Annotated in this window: 16 protein-coding genes and 1 riboswitch; of the genes, 3 read left to right on the top strand and 13 right to left on the bottom strand. The window is 63.6% G+C overall.

Translation table 11 applies throughout. The features are described from left to right. Window positions 1-104 precede the first annotated feature (104 nt). Window positions 105-1,907, top strand: coding sequence for a tetratricopeptide repeat-containing glycosyltransferase family protein (locus tag FA94_RS20590; RefSeq protein ID WP_035554573.1), 1,803 nt, complete (start codon window positions 105-107; stop codon window positions 1,905-1,907). Between the two features lie 63 nt (window positions 1,908-1,970). On the opposite strand, the gene FA94_RS20585 is transcribed toward FA94_RS20590, so the two are convergent. The 12 genes from FA94_RS20585 to FA94_RS20530 all read right to left on the bottom strand — a co-directional run bounded on the left by FA94_RS20585 (window position 1,971) and on the right by FA94_RS20530 (window position 13,817). Beyond that, on the bottom strand, window positions 1,971-2,231 hold the full coding sequence (locus FA94_RS20585; RefSeq protein ID WP_231584993.1) for a BrnA antitoxin family protein: 261 nt from the start codon (window positions 2,229-2,231) through the stop codon (window positions 1,971-1,973). Between the two features lie 39 nt (window positions 2,232-2,270). Next, complete coding sequence (locus FA94_RS20580) at window positions 2,271-2,714, bottom strand: BrnT family toxin (protein WP_231584992.1); 444 nt, start codon at window positions 2,712-2,714, stop codon at window positions 2,271-2,273. Window positions 2,715-2,750: 36 nt separating this feature from the next. Next, window positions 2,751-3,926: a TraB/GumN family protein gene (locus tag FA94_RS20575; protein WP_035554571.1), complete on the bottom strand. Its 1,176-nt coding sequence runs from the start codon at window positions 3,924-3,926 to the stop codon at window positions 2,751-2,753. Beyond that, window positions 3,919-4,938: a peptide ABC transporter ATP-binding protein gene (locus tag FA94_RS20570; protein ID WP_035554569.1), complete on the bottom strand. Its 1,020-nt coding sequence runs from the start codon at window positions 4,936-4,938 to the stop codon at window positions 3,919-3,921. The genes FA94_RS20575 and FA94_RS20570 overlap by 8 nt, the downstream gene beginning before the upstream one ends. Next, window positions 4,935-5,939: an ABC transporter ATP-binding protein gene (locus FA94_RS20565; RefSeq protein WP_035554567.1), complete on the bottom strand. Its 1,005-nt coding sequence runs from the start codon at window positions 5,937-5,939 to the stop codon at window positions 4,935-4,937. Before FA94_RS20565 ends, FA94_RS20570 begins: the two co-directional genes overlap by 4 nt. A 1-nt stretch (window position 5,940) precedes the next feature. After that, the gene (locus FA94_RS20560) at window positions 5,941-6,858 is read right to left on the bottom strand and encodes an ABC transporter permease subunit (RefSeq protein WP_035554565.1); all 918 of its coding nucleotides are present in this window, start codon (window positions 6,856-6,858) and stop codon (window positions 5,941-5,943) included. A gap of 6 nt (window positions 6,859-6,864) precedes the next feature. After that, the gene (locus tag FA94_RS20555) at window positions 6,865-7,875 is read right to left on the bottom strand and encodes an ABC transporter permease subunit (protein WP_035554563.1); all 1,011 of its coding nucleotides are present in this window, start codon (window positions 7,873-7,875) and stop codon (window positions 6,865-6,867) included. 139 nt (window positions 7,876-8,014) lie between these two features. After that, window positions 8,015-9,643: an ABC transporter substrate-binding protein gene (locus FA94_RS20550; protein WP_035554561.1), complete on the bottom strand. Its 1,629-nt coding sequence runs from the start codon at window positions 9,641-9,643 to the stop codon at window positions 8,015-8,017. A gap of 330 nt (window positions 9,644-9,973) precedes the next feature. Continuing rightward, complete coding sequence (gene metF / locus FA94_RS20545; protein ID WP_035554559.1) at window positions 9,974-10,804, bottom strand: methylenetetrahydrofolate reductase [NAD(P)H]; 831 nt, start codon at window positions 10,802-10,804, stop codon at window positions 9,974-9,976. 11 nt (window positions 10,805-10,815) lie between these two features. Beyond that, window positions 10,816-11,169, bottom strand: coding sequence for a phage holin family protein (locus FA94_RS20540; protein ID WP_035554557.1), 354 nt, complete (start codon window positions 11,167-11,169; stop codon window positions 10,816-10,818). A 141-nt stretch (window positions 11,170-11,310) separates the two neighbouring features. Beyond that, window positions 11,311-12,732: an adenosylhomocysteinase gene (gene ahcY, locus FA94_RS20535; RefSeq protein ID WP_035554555.1), complete on the bottom strand. Its 1,422-nt coding sequence runs from the start codon at window positions 12,730-12,732 to the stop codon at window positions 11,311-11,313. Window positions 12,733-12,765: 33 nt separating this feature from the next. Then, window positions 12,766-12,899: riboswitch (S-adenosyl-L-homocysteine riboswitch) on the bottom strand. 144 nt (window positions 12,900-13,043) lie between these two features. Next, window positions 13,044-13,817: a glycosyltransferase family 2 protein gene (locus FA94_RS20530; RefSeq protein WP_035554550.1), complete on the bottom strand. Its 774-nt coding sequence runs from the start codon at window positions 13,815-13,817 to the stop codon at window positions 13,044-13,046. Here FA94_RS20530 and FA94_RS39205 point away from each other — a divergent pair. Both FA94_RS39205 and FA94_RS20525 read left to right on the top strand, forming a co-directional pair. Beyond that, window positions 13,795-13,935, top strand: coding sequence for a hypothetical protein (locus FA94_RS39205; protein ID WP_176058872.1), 141 nt, complete (start codon window positions 13,795-13,797; stop codon window positions 13,933-13,935). The two genes, FA94_RS20530 and FA94_RS39205, sit on opposite strands and share 23 nt — an antisense overlap. A gap of 89 nt (window positions 13,936-14,024) precedes the next feature. Further along, window positions 14,025-14,981, top strand: coding sequence for a LysR family transcriptional regulator (locus FA94_RS20525; protein ID WP_035554547.1), 957 nt, complete (start codon window positions 14,025-14,027; stop codon window positions 14,979-14,981). A gap of 32 nt (window positions 14,982-15,013) precedes the next feature. Here FA94_RS20525 and FA94_RS20520 read toward each other — a convergent pair whose 3' ends face one another. Continuing rightward, on the bottom strand, window positions 15,014-16,705 hold the full coding sequence (locus FA94_RS20520) for a GMC family oxidoreductase (RefSeq protein WP_051980648.1): 1,692 nt from the start codon (window positions 16,703-16,705) through the stop codon (window positions 15,014-15,016). Between the last annotated feature and the right edge of the window lie 59 nt (window positions 16,706-16,764).

Below are 16,764 nucleotides of genomic sequence, written 5' to 3'. Positions count from 1 at the left end.
CGATCGCGCCTCAACGAGGTGGAACCTAGGATGGCGGATTGCCTCCCTTCCACGGCTCGCCGACGCGTGCAATGCGCGCCGGCGGCACTCCCGAGCAGGTTTTCATGGAACAACCTTCCCACGTCGACGACGCGCGTAGCGACTCGCCGCCGTCCCATCTCGCCGCGTTGATCGACGCCGCACTCGCCGCACATCGAACGGGCCAGCCCCGCGCCGCCGAATCGCTGTACCGCCAGGCGCTGGCACTCGATCCCGCCAATCCGCGCGTCCTGCACTACTTCGGCGTGCTGCACTATCAGCGCGGCGATCATGAAACCGCCGCACGGTTGATGAGCGACGCGCTCAGGCTCGACCGCGACGACGCTGCCTGCTGGAGCAACCGCGGTCTCGTGGCCGCCGCACTCGGCCATGCCGACGAGGCGCTGATTTGCTACGACCAGGCGCTACAACGCCAACCGGATTTCGCCGACGCGCACAACAACCGCGGCGTCACGTTGCAAGCACAAGGCGCGTTCGGCGAAGCGCTCGAACACTACCGGCAGGCGCTGGCGTCGAACCCCGCGATGGTCGACGTTCATCTGAATCTCGGCACGGCGCTGGCCAGGCTCGAACGTTTCGACGAAGCGCTCGCGTGCTATCGCCACGCGCTGGCGCTCGATCCGCAATCGGCCCAGGCGCACTTCAACGCGGGGAACGCGCATAACGCGCTTGGACATCACGAAGCGGCCATCGCCAGCTTCGAGCAAGCATTGGCGCTGCGAGTGGACTACGTGGAAGCGCATATCAACCTGGGCAGCCTGATCGGTAAGCGCGGCGACTATGCGGGCGCCGAAGCGCACTACCGGCACGCGGTTGCGCTCAAGCCGAATCCGGTTCACCTGGTGTGCCTCGGCGGTTCGCTCGGCGCGCAGGGCCGACTGGACGAGGAGGAAGTTTTCTATCGCCGCGCGTTGGCGCTCGATCCGGATTACGCGGACGCGCATCAAAACCTCGCGTGGCTATTGCTCAAGCGTGGCGACTATAAGCAGGGCTGGGTTGTCTTTGCGCGGCGCTGGCGGCAAAGCGACTACGACGCGCTCGCGATTCCCGGCGTGGCCGAATGGCGCGGCGAGCCGCTTGCCGGACGCCATCTGCTGGTGGTCGGCGAACAGGGTTTCGGCGATCACTTCCAGTTCCTGCGCTTTGCGCGCGTGCTCGAACGGCTCGGCGCAACGGTCGACCTCCGCGTGCGCGAGCCTTTGCTGCCGCTGGCGGAGCGCACACGGGGCGTGCGCCGCGCATTCAGCGGCCAGCCCGATTCTCACTACGATTTCTGGGTGCCGATGATGAGCGTGCCATCATGCATCGGCACGGAGTTATCCACCCTACCCGCAGAGGTTCCGTATTTATTTGCGAAGCCGGAAAAGATCGACGCGTGGCGCAAGCGCATGGGTGCCGCCGGTCAGACGCTGCGCAAAGTCGGACTGGTCTGGGCCGGCAGCCCGACCTTCGGCAACGACCGCTACCGTTCGATCACGCTGACCGAACTGCACCGGCTCGGCGAGCTGGACAACGTGGCCTGGTACGCGCTGCAGAAAGGTCCCGCGCACGCGCAGTTGGCCGACGCGCCGACCGCTTTCCGCGCTCACGATTTCACCGCGGAATTGGTGAGCTTCGAAGACACCGCCGCACTGATCATGAATCTCGACCTGGTGATCGCGGTGGACACGGGCGTTGCGCATCTGGCCGGTGCGCTGGGCAAGCCGGTGTGGTTGCTGCTGCCCGCCAACTCCGATTGGCGCTGGCTGGAGACGCGCAGCGATTCGCCGTGGTATCCCGGCATGACGCTGTTCCGGCAGACGACGCTGGGCGATTGGGCGCCGGTGGTCGAGCAGGTGTCTGAAGCGCTACGCAACGGCCGCCATTAAAACCCACGCGACGCCCGCTCACAGCGTCTCTCAACACGCCGCCCAGCCGCGCGCGACGCGAGGTTAAGGCCGCCGACGCTGCTGCGCCATCATGTAAGCGCGCAACAACTTGTTGATGCGCGTCTGATAACCCTGCCCCTGCTCCTTGAACCAGCTCAGCACGTCCGCGTCGAGGCGCATGGTCACCGCCTGCTTCGGCGGAACATGCAGTTCGGCGCGCTCGAAGAAGTCGCCGGCCAGTTCGGGCATTTCGCTCGTATCGATCTGCTCGTCTTTGGACGATGCAAGCCGCTTCCAGTCTGTTGCCGATTTCTTTTTCATCATTTCACCTCTGCTTGTTTGCCGCGATGGCGCCGGTTTCAGTCAGTGCCAGATACGCTGCTTGTATTGCGTGACTTCGTGGCGGGTTGCCTTGCGCGCTGAAATGATCCGCAGCACATTTTCGTCTCGCTCGACATACACCACCACACCCAGGACCACCGAAATACAGCCCAACGCAATCCAGCGCTCCTCGCCGTAGTCTTCGCGCTGGTCCAGCGCCGTCAGTACAGGATGATTGAACACGTCGATCGCATCGCCGAAGTCGATGCCGTGTTTGCGGATGTTGATCTGATTCTTAATTTCGTCCCATTCAAAAAGCACGCGCCACCTGTATTGACGTTTGTACATACAGCATAGCATGCGAAGGCAGGCTACGTCAGCGTGCGCCGCGAGCATTTTGCGGCACACGTCAGCGTCGGACTGGCGGTGTGGAACCTTGTTCCTGTTCTGGCCGAACGGCCAACCCGGCTTAGGATGCGGTGTCAATCAAGCGTGCCTCGCGCTCAGCACGCGGAGCGAATGTCAGTACGCGTCCACGATGAAACCGTGCTGCCGCAACAATTGCAACACGCCTTTGCGGCCACCCAGATGCAATGCGCCGATCGCCACGAACACCGGTTTGTTCGGTGCGGCGATCAGCAACATGCGCGACACGAAACGCCGGTTGCGTTCGTAGACGATACGGTTGTCGATCGAATCGGAGACGCGCTGGTCACGCGCGAGTTTTTCGGATTTGGCCGCCTGCCAGGCGGCGATCGCATCGGCGTCGCCGACGCGCCACAGGCGGTGCAACGTCCGCACGTCTTCGACGTTTTCCGCGGGCGTCTGCACGAGGTCCTGCGCCAGCATCTCGCGCTGCTGCGCGAGCGAGAGCCCGGTGAATGCGCGCATCTGTTGCGGCAAGGTTTCGAGTCCGACGATCTTGCCGCGCGTGCGGATATACACGTTCTGCAATTGCGCTTCCGTGCCGTACTCGGTTTGCAGGCCGGCGCTCAATGAATCGTAGGTTTCGACCACCAGCGACGCGAGCCACGGCCGCATCTTCTTGATCGCGTCCAGCGCAGCGGGATTGCCCCGCAGACGAAAGGCCAGCTTGCGCCACAACGGATCAGGCAACAGACCCGGCAGACAGTCGCGCCGGCACACGCCGTACTTCGACACGTCGTCCTGCGAGACGAGCAGTTCGTCGGGTGAGAGTTCGAGCGCCAAAGTCGGCGACGCCGCCAGAGCGCCGAGGATCGGCGCGCGGAACGGCTGTTTGGCGGGATAGTCGGCGGGGTCGCCGACATGCAGCGTGCCCAGAACATAAATGGTCGTGGTGCCGCGTGTCGCGACGTAGAACGGCATGCGCGCCGGCTGTTGACGCACCGGGCCGCTTGCCGTGGTGCCCGGCGAAGCGGGCGGCGGATTGAAACCCGGCAAGCTGGCGCGCGGCGGCGCCGGCATGCTGGGCAGTGGTGCTGCGGGACGCCCGGCTTGCCCAGGCGCATTGGCGGCCGCCCCGGCCGCCTGCGCGAGCCCGATCGGCATCAAATCCGACGTCATGCCCGGCGGCAAAACCAGGCCGATGCCGAATACCGAACAGGCCAGCGCGACGCCGGTCAGCGCACGCGTCTTCCAGCGCCGCGCGGAAGCGGCACGGCGGCCGCCATCACGCGAGCGGCGCGTAAAACGACGCGCCGCCACCCCATCAGGCATCCACGTCCCCCACCTCCTCGGCGCGGTGACACGACACCTGGCGGCCATCCACTTCGCGCAGCTTCGGTTCTTCGCTGCGGCAGCGGTCGATCACATACGGGCAGCGCAGGTGAAACGTGCAACCCGACGGCGGATTCAGCGGCGACGGCATCTCACCTTGCAGCTTGATCTTGATGGTGCGATCCGCTTCGAAGATGGACGGCGTGGCCGACATCAGCGCGCGCGTGTACGGATGCCGTGGGTTCGAGAAAATCCGCTTCTTGTCGCCGAGTTCCGCGACGCCGCCGAAGTACATCACCATCACGTCGTCAGCGATATGCTCGACCACCGAGAGGTTGTGCGAGATGAACACGTAGCTGGTCTTGAACTGTTCCTGCAGATCCATGAACAGATTCAGAATCTGCGCCTGGATCGACACGTCGAGCGCCGACACGGGTTCGTCGGCAACCACGATCTGCGGGTCGAGAATCATCGCGCGGGCAATCGCCACACGCTGGCGCTGACCACCGGAGAACATATGCGGATAGCGCTTCGCGTGTTCCGGACGCAGGCCGACGGTGCGCATCATCTGCGCGATCCGTTCGGCGCGTTCGGTCGCGCTCAGTTGCGTGTTGATCGCGAGCGGTTCGCCGAGCGTCTGCTCGACGGTCTTGCGCGGATTGAGCGATGCAAACGGATTCTGGAACACCATCTGCACGCGCCGCCGCAACGCCGCGATCTTCGCGTGATCCGCGCCCGCCACGTCTTCACCGTCGATCATCAAGCGGCCCGCGCTGGGCGCTTCGATCATGGTGAGCTGGCGCGCCAGCGTCGATTTGCCGCAACCGGATTCGCCGACCACCGCCAGCGTCTTGCCGCGTTCGAGCGCGAACGACACGCCGTTGAGCGCCTTCACGGTGCCCGAGGAAAACATGCCGCGCTTGACGGAGTAGTAACGCGCGAGCTGGTCGGCAACCAGCACGTGATCGCCCGCATGGTTCGACTGGCGCCGCGTTTCGGGTACTGCGTTCATCGTGCGCCTCCATGGGTGTGAACGTTGGCGTCGCCGCTCAGGTTCAGGGGTTTGATGCAGCGCACGCGCGCCACCTCGGCATGGCCTTGCAGCGGCGCCAGCGCCGGGCGCGCCTTGGTGCAGTCGTCGGCCACGTACTTGCAGCGCGGCGCGAACAGACACCCTTTGGGCCGATCGTCACGCCCCGGCACCATGCCCGGCAACGCGGCCAGCCGCACCGCGCCGACGTTGTGCTCGGGAATCGCCGCCAGCAGCGCTTCCGTGTACGGATGATGCGGCGCGGCGAAGATATCGGGCACCTGGTTGGTTTCGATCACTTCGCCAGCGTACATGACCGCGACGCGTTGCGCGACCTCGGACACCACCGCCAGATCGTGCGAGATCAGCACCAGCGCCATGCCGCGTTCCTTCTGCAGCTTGATCAGCAGTTCCATGATCTGCGCCTGGATCGTGACGTCGAGCGCGGTGGTCGGTTCGTCGGCGATCAGCAGCTTCGGGTTGCAGGCAATCGCCATCGCAATCATCACGCGCTGGTTCATACCGCCCGACATCTGATGCGGGAACGAGCCGATGCGGCCTTTCGGGTCGGGAATGCCGACCTGATCCAGCAGTTCCAATGCGCGCTTGTCCAGCGCGCTGCCGCGCAGGCCTTCGTGCAGCTTCAGCACTTCCTTGATCTGATAGCCGACCGTGTAGCTCGGATTCAGACTGGTGAGCGCGTCCTGAAACACCATCGCGATGTCTTTGCCGATGATCTTGCGGCGTTCCTTCGCCGAGGCTTTCAGCAGATCGCGGCCGTTGAAGGTGACTTCGTCGGCGGTGACTTTGCCGGGTGCGTCGATCAGGCCCATCAGCGCCATCATCGTGACGCTCTTGCCCGAACCGGATTCGCCGACTACGCCGACGACTTCGCCCGGCGCCACGTCGAGGCTGATGCGGTCGACCGCAGGCAGCCCGTTGAAATTCACCGCCAGGTTGCGGATGGTCAATAGATTCGTCATATCACGCCATCCGTTTCAGTTTGGGGTCGAGCGCATCGCGCAGCCCGTCGCCGAGCAGGTTGATCGCCAGCACCGAGATCACGATGGACAGACCGGGCAACGTGACGATCCACCAGGCGTTGTCGATGTAATCGCGTGCCGAAGCCAGCATCGCGCCCCACTCCGCCGACGGCGGTTGCACGCCGAGGCCGAGAAAGCCGAGCGCGGCCGCGTCGAGAATCGCCGACGAGAAACCCAGCGTGGCCTGCACGATCAGCGGCGCGGTGCAGTTCGGCAGCACTTGCGAGAACATCAGCCGCAAGGTGCCCGCGCCCGCCACGCGCGACGCCGTCACGTATTCCTTCTGCAACTCGCCCTGCGCGGACGCGCGCGTCAAACGCACATAACCCGGCAACGCGACGATCGCGATCGCCAGCATCGTGTTGACGAGACCGGGACCGATGATCGCCACCACCGCGACCGCGAGCAGCAGCGACGGCAACGCGAGCAGCACGTCCATGATGCGCATGATCGGCGTATCGGCCCACTTTTCGAAGAACGCCGCGATCAAGCCGAGCACGATGCCCGGAATCAGCGCGAGCACCACCGAAACGAAGCCGATCCAGAACGACAGCCGCGCGCCGTACATGAGACGCGAGAGGATGTCGCGGCCCGCTTCGTCGGTGCCGAGAATGAACTTCCAGTTGCCGCCGTCGAGCCAGGCGGGCGGAATCTTCACGTTGTCGCGGTATTGCTCGATCGGGCTGTGCGGCGCGATCAACGGCGCGAAGATCGCGATGAAGATCAATGCCAGCACGATGATGCCCGCGCCGACCGCACCTCGGTTGCGCGAGAAATTCGCCCAGAATTCACGGGCCGCGATAGCGCGGCCACTGGACGGCGTCACTGCCTGGGGGACTGTATTTTGAATGTCGGCCATAGTGATTTACCTCGTATGGCGGATGCGTGGATTGAGCACGCCGTACAACAGGTCGACGAACAGGTTCACAACGATCACCAGCGTGGCGATCATCAGGATACCGCCCTGCACCACCGGATAATCGCGCCGGCTGATCGCGTCGATCAGCCACTTGCCGATACCCGGCCACGAAAACAGCGTCTCGGTCAGCACCGCGCCCGCGAGCAGCGTGCCGACCTGCAAACCGATCACCGTGACGACCGGAATCAGCGCATTGCGCAACGCATGCACGATGATCACGCGGCCCGGCGACAAGCCCTTCGCGCGCGCGGTGCGGATGTAATCCTCGCGCAGCACTTCGAGCATCGACGAACGCGTCATTCGCGCGACGACTGCCAGCGGAATCGTGCCGAGCACGATCGCCGGCAGGATCAGATGGCTCAGCGCGGATTTGAACGCGCCTTCGTCGGTCGACATCATCGCGTCGATCAGCATGAAACCCGTGACGTGCGGAATGTCGTATTCGACCGCGATGCGGCCCGACACCGGCGTCCAGCCGAGCTTCACGGAGAACACCATGATGAGGATCAAACCCCACCAGAAGATCGGCATCGAGTAGCCGGTCAAAGCCGTGCCCATCACGCCGTGATCGACCACCGTACCGCGTCGCAACGCCGCGAACACGCCGGCGGGCAAGCCCACGATCAGCGCGAACAGCATGGCGCAGATCGACAGTTCGATCGTGGCGGGAAAGCGCGCGAGGAATTCACCCATTACGCTGGTGTTGGTGATGATCGACGTGCCGAGGTCCCCATGCAGCGCACGGCCGACGTAGTGGATGTACTGCATCGGCAGGGATTCGTCGAGCCCGAGTCGGTGCAGCGCCGCGGCGTGCATGGCGGGATCGACGCCGCGCTCGCCCATCATCACTTCGATGGGGTCGCCCGGAATCAGGTGAATTAGCGCGAACGCAAGGATCGTGATGCCGATGAAAGTCGGAATCACCATGCCGATGCGGCGCAAAACAAAGCGGAACATGGTTTTGTCCCTATGGTCTTGATGAAGAAAAAACGCAACCGGCGACGAGGGCTTGTGACCCCGGTCGCCGGACCATTTCGACCAGTTTTCTAACCGTGCGAAAAGCGTACTGCGTAACTATTACGATTCGCCTGGCGAATTACTTGACGCTGACGCCGTCGAAGCGCGCGTAGCCGAGCGGTTCAATGCGCATGTCGACCACCTTCTTGCTGACCGGTTGGTAAACAGTGGAGTGAGCGATCGGCGAGAACGGCAGTTGCTGCGCGAAGATCTGCTGCGCCTGCATGTACGCCGAGGTGCGCGCGCCTTGATCGGACGTGACGCGACCCTTCTGGACCAGATCGTCGAACGGCTTGTAGCACCACTTCGAGAAGTTGTTGCCGTTCACCGCTTCGCAGCCGAGCAGCGTGCCGAGCCAGTTGTCCGGATCGCCGTTGTCGCCGGTCCAGCCGATCAGCATCGTGTCGTCTTCACCCGCGTGCGCGCGCTTGATGTACTCGCCCCATTCATACGTGACGATCTTCGCCTTCACGCCGATCTTGGCCCAGTCGGCCTGGATCATTTCCGCCATCAGACGGGCGTTCGGGTTGTAGGCGCGTTGCACCGGCATTGCCCACAGCGTGATGTCGAAGCCGTTCGGGAAGCCGGCCTTCGCGAGCAGCGCCTTGGCCTTGTCCGTATCGTAGGACGCGCTCTTCAGGTTCTTGTCGTACGACCATTGGGTCGGCGGCATCGGGTTCGTTGCGGCCTGGCCCGCGCCTTGATACACCGAGTCGATGATCGCCTTCTTGTTGATCGCCATATCGAGCGCCTGACGCACTTCGAGCTTGTCGACCGGCTTGTGCGTGACGTTGTACGCGAGGTAGCCGAGGTTGAAGCCCGGTTGCGACGGCATGTCGATGTTGGCTTCAGCCTTCAGCGGCGCGATGTCGGCCGGACGCGGATAGCTCATCACCTGGCATTCGTCGCGCTTGATCTTCTGCACGCGCACGCCGGCGTCCGGCGTGATCGAGAAGATCAGCTTCGAGATCTTCACCGCGTTCGGCTTCCAGTAATCCGGATTGCCGTCGAAGCGGATCGTCGCGTCTTTCGTGTAGCTGCGGAAAATGAACGGACCCGTGCCCACCGGGTACTGGTTGATGTCGGCGGCCTTGCCGGCCTTCATCAACTGGTCGCCGTATTCGCTCGACAGGATCGACGCGTATTCCATCGCCAGATTCTGGATGAACGGTGCGTTGACTTCCTTCAGCGTGAACTTGACCGTGTACGGGTCGACCTTTTCGACGCCGGTGATCAGCTTGTCGAGGCCCATGTCCGTGAAGTACGGGAACTGGACCGGGTACGCCTTATGGAACGCCGAGTTCGGGTCGAGCATGCGCTGGAACGTGAACAGGACATCGTCCGCGTTGAATTCGCGGGTCGGCTTGAAGAACGACGTGGTCTGGAACTTCACGCCGTGACGCAGATGGAATGTGTACGTCTTGCCGTCCGCGGAGACTTCCCACTTTTCGGCGAGGCCCGGCTCGACCTTGGTGCCGCCGCGCTCGAATTCGACGAGGCGGTTGTAGACGGTGAACGTGTTAGCCGTGAAGTCGGTGCCCGTGGTGTATTGGGCCGGATCAAAACCCGCAGGACTGCCTTCTGAGCAGTAAACCAGGGTTTTATTCGGAATCTCGGCGCGCGCGACACTGGCGCCCACCATCGATGCCGCTGCGGCGGCGACGAGCGTCGTAACACGCACGGCGCGCAACAGATTGTTTTGCTTCATGTTTCCTCCAGGATCGGGGCCGGCTATCGCCAGCGTAGCGCGATCTTACTTGAGCTTGGCTCGGGGCAACAAGCGGAGGAAATTACCCGTGTTGACGATCGGAAACCTTTAGGGCATAAGGCGCTCCGCCCATCGGCGCTGGCCGGCCGACGCGCTGCAGAGGGTGGGATCAGAAAAAGCATAGCGGCCGTGGCTATTTCAGGCGGCTCTTGAGACCCGCAGCTTGCCGGGCGCGACGGCGCGCGGTTGGTGCGGCGCAAAAAAAACCGCGCGGCTTGCATCGGCCGCGCGGTTTTTTGCCCAGATCCAGGCAAACCGGATCTTAAGCGTTCAGGCGTTCAGGCGTTCGCAGATCGCCTTGGTCGCCGCGGCGCCATTCAGCGTGTAGAAATGCAAACCCGGCACTTTGGCGTCGAGCAGGCGCTCGCAGAGGTCCGTCACCACGTCGAGCCCGAACGCGCGAATCGACTCGCGGTCGTCGCCGAAGCTTTCCAGCCGGCGCGCAACCCAACGCGGCACTTCCGCGCCGCACATCTCGGAGAAACGCATCAGTTGCGAGTAGTTCGTGATCGGCATGATGCCTGGCACGATCGGCACGTCCACGCCGAGCTTCTGCGCGTCGTCGACGAAACGGAAATAGGCGTCCGCATTGAAGAAGTACTGCGTGATCACCGAGTTGGCGCCGGCCTTCACCTTGCGCACAAAATTGTCCATATCGTGACGCGGCGAGCGCGACTGCGGGTGGTACTCCGGATAGCCGGCCACCTCGATCCAGAACCAGTCGCCGAATTCGGCGCGGATAAAGCTCACCAGTTCCGACGCATAACGCAACTCGCCGACCTCACCCATGCCGGACGGCAAATCGCCGCGCAGCGCGACGATATGGCGAATGCCATGCGCGCGATACTCGTTGAGAATCGCGCGCAGGCTGTCTTTGGAGGAACCGATGCACGACACGTGCGGCGCCGCTTCGATGCCTTCCTTCGCGATATCGACGACGGTGTCGAGCGTGCCCTGCTGCGTCGAGCCGCCCGCCCCGAACGTGACGGACACGAACTTGGGCTTGAGCGGCGCGAGCTGCGCACGCGTGGCGCGCAGCTTGTCGACGCCTTCCGCGGTTTTCGGCGGGAAGAATTCGAATGAAAGTTCGATGGGGTTCATGATTCAGTAGGTCAACCGAGACTGCGGTTGCCGAAAATAATCGCGGACAGGATCCACGAAACGATGCTGTACAGAATCGAGCCGATGAACGCCGACCAGAAACCCGACACTTCGAAGCCCTTCAGCAGCGACGCGCACAGCCAGAAGCACAGCGCATTGACCACCAGAATGAAAAGCCCGAGCGTGACGATCGTGACGGGCAGCGTCAACAGGATCAGCACCGGCCGCAGGACGGTATTGATCAAGCCGAGCACCACCGCGACGATCAGGGCGGTGCCGAAACTGCGGATATGGATCGACGGAACGAGGTAGGTGATGATCAGGAGCGCGAGCGCGTTGATCAGCCAGGTCAGCAGCACGGTCATGTAGAGCTCCTTTCAAGCAGGATGTGCGGTAACGCAGAAACGCGCGGAAAAAAGCGCAGAAAAGGCGGCGATGGCGAACAAAGCGGCGCATGATGCGCCGCCCTGTCGTCAAACTGTCATGCCGTCAAACCGCCCACGTGCTTAATAGCGGTAGTGGTTCGGCTTGAACGGGCCGTTCTTGTCGACACCGATGTAGCCAGCCTGCTCGTCCGACAGCACGGTCAGGTTTGCGCCGATGCGTGCCAGATGCAGGCGTGCGACCTTCTCGTCCAGATGCTTCGGCAACACGTAGACCTTGTTCTCGTACTTCTCGCCCTGCGTGAACAGTTCGATCTGCGCGAGCGTCTGGTTCGTGAACGAGTTCGACATCACGAACGACGGGTGGCCCGTCGCGCAACCCAGGTTCACGAGGCGCCCTTCAGCCAGCAGGATCACGCGCTTGCCGTCCGGGAAAATGATGTGGTCGACTTGCGGCTTGATGTTGTCCCACTGGTACTGACGGGTCGACGCAATGTCGATTTCCGAATCAAAGTGACCGATGTTGCAGACGATCGCGTTGTGACGCATGGCCGCCATGTGATCGTGGCCGATCACGTGGAAGTTGCCGGTTGCCGTCACGAAGATGTCGGCCTTGTCCGCCGCGTATTCCATCGTCACGACGCGGTAGCCTTCCATCGCCGCCTGCAGTGCGCAGATCGGATCGATTTCGGTCACCCACACGGTGGCGCCCAGACCGCGCAGCGATTGCGCGCAGCCCTTGCCCACGTCGCCGTAACCCGCCACGACCGCGATCTTGCCCGCGATCATCACGTCGGTTGCGCGCTTGATACCGTCGACCAGCGACTCACGGCAACCATACAGGTTGTCGAACTTCGACTTGGTGACCGAATCGTTGACGTTGAAGGCCGGGAACGGCAGGCGGCCTTCCTTTTCCATCTGATACAGACGGTGCACGCCGGTGGTGGTTTCTTCCGTCACGCCCTTGATGTGCGCGAGGCGCGTGGAGTACCACGTCGGATCCGCATCCAGGTGAGACGCGATCGACTTGTACAGCGCGACTTCTTCTTCGTTGGTCGGCTTCGAGATCACCGAACGGTCTTTCTCCGCCTTCGAACCGAGGATCAGCAGCAACGTGGCGTCGCCGCCGTCGTCGAGGATCATGTTGGCGAATTCGCCGTTCGGCCATTCGAAAATGCGGTGCGAGAACTCCCAGTATTCGTCGAGCGATTCGCCCTTGAACGCGAACACCGGCACGCCGGCCTTGGCGATCGCGGCGGCAGCGTGGTCTTGCGTCGAGAAGATGTTGCACGAGGCCCAACGCACGTCGGCGCCGAGCGCGGTGAGCGTCTCGATCAGCACGCCGGTCTGGATCGTCATGTGCAGCGAACCTGCCACACGCGCGCCCTTCAGCGGTTGCTGCGCCTTGTACTCTTCGCGCGTTTGCACGAGGCCGGGCATTTCCGTCTCGGCGATGGTCAGTTCCTTGCGGCCCCAGTCGGCAAGCGACATGTCGGCAACAATGAAGTCCTGGGAAGCTTGGGAATCGATTACTGCGGCGTTCATCACGCCCTCCTTTCTAAGAAATTGACTAGAAATTTGACGTGAGCGCGGTTCGATGCGGTGGTGGTGAAAGCGCATGGCGCATTCACCCCTCCGATTGAAGCCTTCGAGCCTGGCGGGCGGCCGGCGAATGTTGATTCGCGGTACCCGTCGCAACGCTCCTCGAAGGCGAACGGCGATTGTAGCAAATCGAGATGGCTTGGTGGCGAGCTTCGGTTTTTCGCGCGGGCCGGTTTTGGCGAGCGGAAAACGGCGTGCGGCGGAGGGGTGTTTGGCCTTCAGCGTGCGGCTTGTGGGGCGTTGGCCGGTGTGGCTTATGTCGCCGTCACATTCGCGACGAAAGCCGCGCGTAATTGATCGACGCCCACCCGCGCGCTATCAACAAAGCGCTTTGAAAAGTGGAATGCGTCGGCGACATCGGCGGGGTCCGGCTGCTGCAAGCCCAGCGCGATGCGGAAGTAGCGTTCGGCGTGAATGCCCGGGTGGTAATGCATGCGCACGCGTGGCGTGTCGTCGAGACGCCGGTTGCCGAACATGTCGCGTAACGCCCACGAAAACGCGCCGTCTTCTCCGCCGATGCGGCGAAACACCGGATCCATCGGAAACCCGCCGAGCGCCGCGAACGCCGCGCGCCGGATGATCAGGCTGCTCGGCACCGTGTTGCTGAGCGTCGCCGAATGCACGGCGAAGTCGGGATGCGCGGTGAGTTGGGCGGGAAAGCCGGTGTACTCGACGTCGAGGCGCACGGCCATGTCCGCCAGGTTTTGCGCAAGGAAATCGGCGGCGGCAGTGAGCGCGCCGGGCAGATACTCGTCGTCGGCATCGAGAAAGGCGAGCAGGTTGTGCGACGCATGCAGCGCGCCCCAGTTGCGCGCCCGCGCGGCGCCGCCGTTGCAAGGCATGGACAGCAGGCTCACGCGCGGGTCGAACGACGCGCAATAAGTCACCATATCGGCCGACGCATCCGACGACCCGTCGTCGACAACAACAATCTGCGCCGCCTCGGGCTGGCTCAGGCAGCTTTGCAGCGCGCGGACCAGCGTCGGCGCGGCGTTGTAGCACGGCATGATGATCGAAATCGGTGTCATGGATCGAAACGCAGCCCAGCCGGCCGCCGAAAAAAGAGCCGCCGATGGTATCCCGCTTGGCGCCACGCCCATCCTGAAATGTCCGCGCCCCAATTCGGCGAGCCGCGCCGGCTTTTGACGACGCTCATACAACTTGCGCCGCCGCATAAATGGCATGACTTACAATCCCCAAGATCATTCCAATTTGGAATTCTGGAGCTTGAGATCGTGGAACTACGTGCGTTGCGGTATTTCGTCGAAGTGGTTCGTCGGCAGAGCTTCACCGTCGCCGCCGAGCAGATGTTCGTCACGCAGCCCACCATCAGCAAGATGGTGAAGTCGCTGGAAGACGAGATCGGTTCGCCGTTATTGCTGCGCGACGGGCGTCAGATGGTGCTGACCGACGCCGGCCGGATCGTCTACCAGCGCGGTCAGGACGTGCTGGCGGCGCACGCACAATTGCAGGCCGAACTGAACGATCTCGACACGCTCGGCCGGGGCGAACTCACCATCGGCATTCCGCCGATGGGCGGCTCGCTGTTCACGCCCGCTATCGCCGCGTTCCGCCAGCGCTATCCGAAAATCGAGTTGAAGCTGTTCGAACAGGGTTCACGTGCGATCGAAGCAGCGCTGATCAACGGTGAGCTGGAGTTAGGCGGCGTGCTGCAACCGGTCGATCCGGAAAACATCGACGTGTTGCCGATCACGCGCCAGCTGCTGTGGCTTGTGGCGCGCACCGGCTCGCGCTGGGACGAACTGCACGAAGTGCCGCTCGCGCAGTTGGCCAACGAACCGTTCGTGTTCTACGGCGAGAGTCTCGCGCTCAACGACGTGGTGCTGAACGCGTGCCGCACGGCCGGTTTTGCGCCGACTATCGTCGGGCGAAGCGGGCATTGGGATTTCATGGCGGCGCTGGTGCAAGCCGGCGTCGGCATTGCGCTGTTGCCGGCGCCGTATTGCAGGCGGCTCGATCCCGCGCAGTTCACCTGCCGGCCCGTGGCGGAGCCCGAAATTCCATGGGAAATGGCGATCGGCTGGCGCCGCAACGGATATCTGTCGCATGCGGCGCGCGCGTGGCTGGAGGTTGCGCGCGAAGCGTTGCCGGGTCAGGCCGCCGATGACTTCATGCTGGGACCCGGCATCGGCGTGAGCGGTATTACGGTGCCGGTGCCGACGGGCAAGTAACGCCCAACGGCCTCCGCGCTCCATTTGCCGATTCAGGCCGCCGAAGCAGCCGAAGCCGCCATCCCGTTCGCCCGCGTCGTCGCCGTTTGTCCTGCTTGTCCCGCCTGCCCCGCCTGCCCCGCCTGCGCCTCGCGTCGGCTAGCCGCGATCAGCTCGGCCGCGCGCTCACCGATCATCACCGTCGGCGCATTGGTGTTCCCGCCGATCAGCGTCGGCATCACCGACGCATCGACGATCCGCAGCCCCGTCACCCCCCGCACCCGCAATTGCGGATCGACCACCGACCGCGCGTCCCCACCCATCCGGCAGGTCGCCACCGGGTGATAGATCGTGTCGGCATGTTCGGCGATGGTTTGCCGAAGCGCCTCGGCCGTCTGCCCCGGATGCGTGTACAGCTCAGTGCCGCCATGCAGCGCGAGCGAAGGCGCATCGAGAATGCGCCTCGCCATCTGCGCGCCTTCCATTAGCAGATCGAGATCGCGCGAATCGCAGAAAAAGCGCGGATCGATCACCGGCGCCGTGCGCGCATCCGCGCTCGCCAGCGTCACGGTGCCGCGACTGTGCGGCCGCAGCACGCACACATGCAGCGAGTAGCCGTGACCCCAATGCATATGCCGGTTGTGATCGTCGACCAGCGCCGCGCAGAAATGCAGTTGCAAATCGGGGCGCTCCAGCGTCGGTCTGCTTTTCAGAAAACCGCCCGCCTCGGCCACGTTGCTCGACAGCATGCCGGTGCCGTGGCGCATGAACGTGACGAACTGCGGCAGCATGCGCGCGATGCCGCGCAGCGAAAACCCCGTCGGTTCGATCGACGACACCCGCTTGTTGATCGTGAAATCGATGTGGTCGATCAGGTTCTGCCCAACCTCGGGCGCATCGTGCAGCACGGGAATTCCTAGCGACTGCAAATGCGCGGCCGGTCCGATGCCCGAGCACATCAGCAGTTGCGGCGAATTGAACGCGCCGCCCGCCAGCACGACTTCGGCACGCGCGTCGAGCGTTTCGCGGCGACCACCGCGCACGATCTCGACGCCGCTCGCGCGCTTGCCGTCGAAGTTCACGCGCATCACCGTCGCCTCCGCGATCAGATGCAGATTGGGCCGCTCGCGATCGTAGATATACGCGCGCGCCACGCTGCAACGGCGTCCGTCGCGTTGCGTGACCTGGTAGAAACCGACTCCTTCCTGATCTGCGCCGTTGAAATCGCGATTCGGCTTGTAGCCGGCTTCGAGCGCGGCCTGCACGAAGCGCTTCGAAAACGGATTCTGATAACGCAGATCGGACACGGTGAGCGGGCCGTCTTCGCCGTGCCAGGCATCCGCGCCGCGCTCGTTGCCCTCGGCGCGGCGGAAATACGGCAGCACTTCCGCCCACGACCAGCCGTCGCAGCCCAGTTGCGCCCATTCGTCGTAATCGAGTGGATGGCCACGCGTGTAGATCATCGCGTTGATCGCGCTCGATCCACCAAAGCCGCGGCCACGCGGCTGATAACCCTGTCGCCCGTCGAGGCCGGGTTGCGGCGTGGTCAGGTAGCCGTAGTTGGTCTTGAGCTTGTTCGGCACGACGGCCGCGACACCCACCGGCATGTTGACGAACAGATTACGGTCCGTATGCGGTCCAGCTTCGATCAGGGCGATCGTCGCGTCGGGGCAGCTATCCGCAAGACGGCTTGCCAGCGTGCAACCGCCCGAGCCCGCACCGACGATGATGTAGTCGTATTGCATCCGCTCCTCCTGTCGACCCGCTTTGGGACCGCGTTGCTCGCGGACCCTGTCTCGTGCAC

This window comes from Burkholderia sp. 9120 (assembly GCF_000745015.1).
In the GTDB taxonomy this organism is placed as follows: domain Bacteria; phylum Pseudomonadota; class Gammaproteobacteria; order Burkholderiales; family Burkholderiaceae; genus Paraburkholderia.
The sequence above is the reverse complement of the archived record's forward strand: the minus strand, read 5'-3'. Positions and strand labels throughout refer to the sequence as shown.